The following is a 5896-nucleotide window of genomic DNA, read 5'->3' on the forward strand; positions in this document are numbered from 1 at the left end:
ATGTAATCCTGCATGCTGGTGCCGTGACGCAGGGTGTTCTTGATGGTCAGCGAGTCGCTCAGGTCGTGCTCGATGGCGAAGGTCGCCGTGTCGGCGCGGGTCTTGCGGAAGTCGCGGTCGTTCAGACCATACCAGTTGCTGCTGTTGCCACCGTCATTCGGCTTGTCCGGGTTGGCCTTGGTACGGGCAGCCGAGCCTGCCGTCGGGATGGAGTAAGGAATGCCCGAATCTGGCGTGTCGTTGCTTTCGAGGTGGTAGTAGTCGAGGTTGACGCGAGTGTCCGTGCCCAGGCCGAAGGCCAGGGACGGTGCCACACCCCAGCGGTCATAGTCGATGCTTTGACGGCCGGCGACGTTGCTCTCGTGGCTCAGCAGGTTCAGACGGCCAGCGGCGGTGTCGGTGAACTGGTAGTTGCCGTCGAAGGTGTAGCGCTGGGTCTGGTCGGAGCCCCAGGTGAAACCACCGTCGAGTGAATCGCCCAGGTGCGCTTTCTTGCTGACCAGGTTGATGCTGCCGCCGGCTGCGCCACGGCCGCCGATCGCGGAGTTCGGGCCTTTGCTGACTTCGATCGATTCAACGGCGAAGATCTCGCGGCTCTGGGAACCGGTATCGCGCACGCCGTCCAGGTAAGTGTCGCCCTGGGCGTCGAAGCCGCGGATGAACGGACGGTCGCCCTGCGGGTTGCCGCCTTCACCGGCACCGAAGGTGATGCCCGGCACAGTGCGCAGTGCGTCCTGCAAGTTGAGCGAGCCGGTGTCTTTCAGGACCTGTTGCGGAACAACGGTCACCGAGCGCGGCGTGTCGATCAGCGGCGCGGTGTACTTGGGGGAGGAGGCTTTCTCGACGTTGTAGGTCGTCTCGTCCTGGGCTTCACCGGTGATGGCGGTGGCGCCCAGCGAAATCACTTTGTCCGGTGCTTTTTCGTCGGTTTTTTCCGCCGCGAAAACCATGTGGCCCGCAGAGCCGGCAGTAATCGCCATGCCGATGGCGGATGCGAGCAGACGTGGTGAACTGACCGGTACTTGTGGCTGTTGACGTGACATTTGAATTCCCCTCCCCAAGGATTTGAGGCGGCGGAATATAGGGTAAACAGTTATTTGTAACAATTGCGAAATATTACTATTCGCACTTAATTTACATTCTTTACAATTTACCCTTACGGTTTTTGCTGACTCCCCCGTCAGATGTGTTTTACACAGGCAATAAGAATCAATACCATTGGCGTCCCTTTGGTTTCAGGCGCCTTTGTCATGCTGCTGCACATTCCCGCCCTGTTCGATAAAGACGAGGTGCAGCGCATTCGCGAGGCTCTGGAACAAGCCGATTGGGCGGATGGCAAGATCACCGCCGGCTACCAGTCGGCCAAGGCCAAGCACAATTTGCAGTTGCCGGAAGGCCATCCGCTGGCCAAGGAGATCGGCGCGGCGATGCTGGAACGGCTGTGGAAAAATCCGCTGTTCATGTCGGCTGCGCTACCGCACAAAGTCTTTCCTCCGTTGCTGAACTGTTACACCGCCGGTGACAGTTTCGACTTCCACATCGACAATGCGGTGCGTCAGCCCAAAGGCAGTATCGAACGGGTACGCACAGACTTGTCCGCCACGCTGTTCTTCAGCGAGCCCGAGGATTACGACGGCGGCGAGCTGGAAATCCAGGACACCTTCGGCACCCAACGGGTGAAGCTGCCTGCCGGTGACATGGTGCTGTACCCCGGCACCAGCCTGCACAAGGTCAATGCGGTGACGCGCGGAACGCGACTTGCCTCGTTTTTCTGGACGCAAAGCCTGGTGCGCGAAGACAGCCAGCGCGCCCTGTTGTTCGAGATGGACGGGGCGATTCAGCAACTGACCCGCGATGTGCCCGATCATCCATCGCTGATCCGCCTCACTGGCACGTATCACAACCTTCTGCGTCGCTGGGTCGAGGTATAAGTGGCGGATTTTCGTTTACGCCGCGAGGAAATGCTCGACGGTGAGCGCCTGCGCGCGATGCTCGACGAAAGCCCGGCCCGCGCGGCCCAGGCCATCCTGATTGCCGCACGAGAAGGAGAGGTCGAGGCTCAGGCCTTGCTCGGGCAGATTCTGCTCGATGGCCAAGGGATCGCCCAGGACCAACCGCTGGCGCTGAGCTGGTTCGGCATCGCCGCGCGCCAGGGGCATGTGATGGCGCGCAACATGCTCGGCCGTTGTCATGAGCATGGTTGGGGCTGTGCTGCCGATGCATCGCTAGCAGCCAGGCATTACCGACTTGCCGCCACTGCAGGGCTGGATTGGGCGATGTACAACTACGCCAATCTGCTGGCGACCGGTCGCGGGGTGGTTGAGGATCAGCTTCAAGCACTGAGTCTCTATCGCCGTGCGGCTGAGTTGGGCCATGCAAAATCGATGAATCTGTTGGGGCGGTATCTGGAAGAAGGGCGGGTCTGTCCGGCGGATCCGGCAGCGGCTCGTAACTGGTATCGACGTTCGGCCGAGGGCGGGGATTTTCGCGGGCAGTTCAGCTTTGCAGCCGTACTGACTGACGAAAGGGATATCGAAAATGCATTGGTCTGGCTGCGCAAGGCATTGGCCGATGGCAACCTGAATTTTTTGCGAGTGGCCTGTAAGGCATTGTCAGCCGCCAATGATCCACAGATTCAGGCGATGGCTGTGGATTACAAACAACGTACTGAACAGCTGCAAACTCTGTAGGAGCGAGCTTGCTCGCGATGGTCGTTAACGATAACGCGTGCTTTCTGGATGCCCGCGTCGCCCTCAGGTCCATCGCGAGCAAGCTCGCTCCTACAGTGGTGAGTGTTAAACGTAGAACGACTTCAGCGGCGGGAAGCCATTGAACTCGACGGCGCTGTAGCTGGTGGTGTACGCACCGGTCGACAGCCAGTACAGGCGATCACCGATGGCCAGGTTCAGTGGCAGGCCGTACTTGTAGTTCTCGTACATGATGTCGGCGCTGTCGCAGGTAGGGCCGGCGATGACCACTTCTTCCATCTCGCCCTTTTTCTCGGTCCAGATCGGGAACTTGATGGCTTCGTCCATGGTTTCGATCAGGCCGGAGAACTTGCCCACATCCGTGTACACCCAACGCTCGACGGCGGTGCGGGATTTACGCGCGACCAGCACCACTTCGCTGACCAGGATACCGGCGTTGGCGATCAACGAACGGCCCGGCTCCAGGATGATTTCCGGCAGGTCGTCACCGAAGTCTTCCTTCAGGAAGCGGATGATTTCTTCAGCGTAGGTTTCCAGGCTGTTGGTGCGGGTGATGTAGTTGGCCGGGAAGCCACCACCCATGTTGATCAGCTTCAGGTGGATGCCATCTTCTTCCTTCAGGCGTTCGAAGATCACTTTGACCTTGGCGATCGCCGCGTCCCAGACGCTGATGTCACGCTGTTGCGAGCCAACGTGGAACGAGATGCCGTAAGGCACCAGGCCCAAGTCGCGGGCGAGGATCAGCAGGTCCATGGCCATATCGGTCTGGCAGCCGAATTTGCGCGACAGTGGCCAGTCGGCGGTGGTCGAGCCTTCGGTCAGGATGCGTACATAAACTTTTGCACCCGGTGCGGCCTTGGCGATGTTGCGCAGGTCGGCTTCGGAGTCGGTGGCGAACAGACGCACGCCCTTCTCGTAGAAGTAGCGGATGTCCTTGGATTTCTTGATGGTGTTGCCGTAGCTGATGTGGTCGGCGCTGACGCCGCGATCGAGCACCTTGTCCAGTTCGTAGATCGAGGCGATGTCGAAGCTCGAGCCTTTCTCTTTGAGCAGGTCGATGATTTCCACGGCCGGGTTGGCCTTGACCGCGTAGTAGACCTTGGCGAATTCGAAACCGGCGCGCAGGTCGTCATAGGCCTGGCTGATCATCGCGGTGTCGATCACCACGAACGGGGTTTCCTGTTTGTCGGCGAACGCCTTCATTTTCTGAAAGGTTTCACGCGCGAAATAGTCTTCGACCTGGATCGACATACTTGGGAGCTCCTAGTGGCAAACGTAGTTAATCAATGGGTGCAAATGAACGTCCTCCGTATCCCCACTTTGGTTCGCCTACTTCCCAAGGCATGTCGCCGAAAGCAAAAAGGCCATGGGAAGTGCAGCTTTCCCTTGGCCTTGCTGTCTCGTCGTCAGTACTTGAGCCGGATGGATCGTTTCCAGCATGGACGTTCGGCGCGAACTTTAGGGCGTGAGGGGCTTGAGATCAACAAAAAATGTCGCGTTTTTGCACTCTTCTGACGCGCGTTACGGGCATCACTCTTTGTAACCGACACAGATGACAGTCGGATGTTCCCGAAGATTTATGAAGTGTTAAAAATACCTGCACGTTCGACGCTTTTGTGCGCCAAGTCACTAGGAAGTGCGATGGCGACAATATAGGCGACGTTGGCGGCGAAAAGGTAGGTTGAGAGGAGATTTGACCATTTCAGAGCGTGTTTCCGGGTGGCTTTTACAGACGTTACTGTTGATATTTTTTTCCGGCTTACCGATTACTCAAAAAATGCACAAACCTTGTAGGAACGAGCCTGCTCGCGATGGCATTTTCACTGCCAACATCGTCGTTGACTGACATCGCGCCATCGCGAGCAGGCTCACTCCTACAAGTTTTGCGTTTTTTACCGGGCGATATGAGTGATCAGGCGATCACCGCCTCAGCTGGCGAGACGATATTGGTCTTCATCCCGCGCGAACGACCCGAGCTCAGATACGCAGCAATCGACTCCTGCGTCACCTCACCCAAAAACACCCGCTCGGCATCCATCACTGGCAGCCACGCCCGATTGAACTCGTACATGCGCGACAGCAGGATGCGCAAATGTTCGTCGTACGCCGCCGTGGCATTGAAGTCGCGTTGGTACTGCGCGCAGGTGCCGGTCTGACGGTGCAGGTCGCGACGTCGTACGTAACCCAGGGCTTTGTTCCCGGCACAAGTGACCACCACATAGCGTCGGTCATGCTCGTCCATCAACTCCAGCGCTTCGACCACCGGTGTATGCGGGCTGACGGATGGCGCGTTGTCCGCCGCATCTTCGGCTTTCACCAGCAGCAGGCGCTTGAGCGTGCTGTCCTGGCCGACAAAGTTGCTGACAAAGTCATCCGCCGGGTGCGCGAGCAGAGTGTCCGGGTGATCGATCTGCAGCAGCTTGCCGGCGCGGAAGATCGCGATCTTGTCGCCGAGCTTGATCGCCTCGTCGATGTCGTGGCTGACCATGATCACCGTCTTGTTCAGCGCCCGCTGCATTTCGAAGAACTCGTTCTGGATCATCTCGCGGTTGATCGGGTCGACCGCGCCGAAGGGTTCGTCCATCAGCAACAGTGGCGCATCGGCGGCCAGTGCGCGAATCACGCCGATCCGCTGTTGTTGGCCTCCGGACAACTCCCGCGGATAGCGATGCAGGTATTGCTTGGGTTCGAGCTTGATCATGCTCATCAACTCGCGGGCGCGGTCGTGGCACTTTTGCTTGTCCCAGCCGAGCAGTTTCGGCACCACGACGATGTTCTCCTCGATGGTCATGTTCGGGAACAGACCGATCTGCTGGATGACGTAGCCAATGTTGCGGCGCAGGGTCACTTCGTCGAGGCCCGTGGTGTCTTCGCCATTGATCAGGATCTTGCCCGAGGTCGGTTTGATCAGGCGGTTGATCATTTTCAGCGTGGTGCTTTTGCCGCAACCCGATGGCCCGAGGAACACACAGATTTCGCCTTCATTGACGGTCAGGCTCACCGAGTCCACGGCTTTCACATCTTTGCCGTTGCTTTGGAAGGTCTTGCTGAGGTTTTGAAGTTCGATCATTTGAGCAGTCCAAGTAGGGGGTGTTCGCCGCAAATGGCGGAGCGCGTTGGAGCTGTGATCTCGCCGGGCAAGGCGTGGGACGCAGGAAATGTCGTTTCCTTTTCAAGTCCCACAACGC

At 58.4% G+C, this 5896-nt stretch carries 4 protein-coding genes and 1 pseudogene; 2 read left to right on the top strand and 3 right to left on the bottom strand.

The window, feature by feature from the left end:
• Positions 1 to 572 precede the first annotated feature (572 nt).
• Positions 573 to 1043: pseudogene (locus tag ACXRVY_RS15110) on the bottom strand (TonB-dependent receptor plug domain-containing protein); the annotation flags it as partial.
• Positions 1044 to 1250: 207 nt separating this feature from the next.
• On the opposite strand from ACXRVY_RS15110, the gene ACXRVY_RS15115 reads away from it, so the two are divergent.
• Positions 1251 to 1931: a Fe2+-dependent dioxygenase gene (locus ACXRVY_RS15115; protein WP_223458630.1), complete on the top strand. Its 681-nt coding sequence runs from the start codon at positions 1251 to 1253 to the stop codon at positions 1929 to 1931.
• A gap of 30 nt (positions 1932 to 1961) precedes the next feature.
• Positions 1962 to 2690, top strand: a complete 729-nt coding sequence (locus ACXRVY_RS15120) for a tetratricopeptide repeat protein (protein WP_223458726.1) — start codon at positions 1962 to 1964, stop codon at positions 2688 to 2690.
• 105 nt (positions 2691 to 2795) lie between these two features.
• On the opposite strand, the gene ACXRVY_RS15125 is transcribed toward ACXRVY_RS15120, so the two are convergent.
• A complete protein-coding gene (locus tag ACXRVY_RS15125; RefSeq protein ID WP_095942382.1) occupies positions 2796 to 3959 on the bottom strand; it encodes a type III PLP-dependent enzyme in 1164 nt (387 codons plus the stop codon).
• 661 nt (positions 3960 to 4620) lie between these two features.
• The gene (locus ACXRVY_RS15130; RefSeq protein WP_223458632.1) at positions 4621 to 5778 is read right to left on the bottom strand and encodes an osmoprotectant ABC transporter ATP-binding protein OsmV; all 1158 of its coding nucleotides are present in this window, start codon (positions 5776 to 5778) and stop codon (positions 4621 to 4623) included.
• Positions 5779 to 5896 lie beyond the last annotated feature (118 nt).

This window comes from Pseudomonas sp. P5_A2_2, from assembly GCF_054177685.1.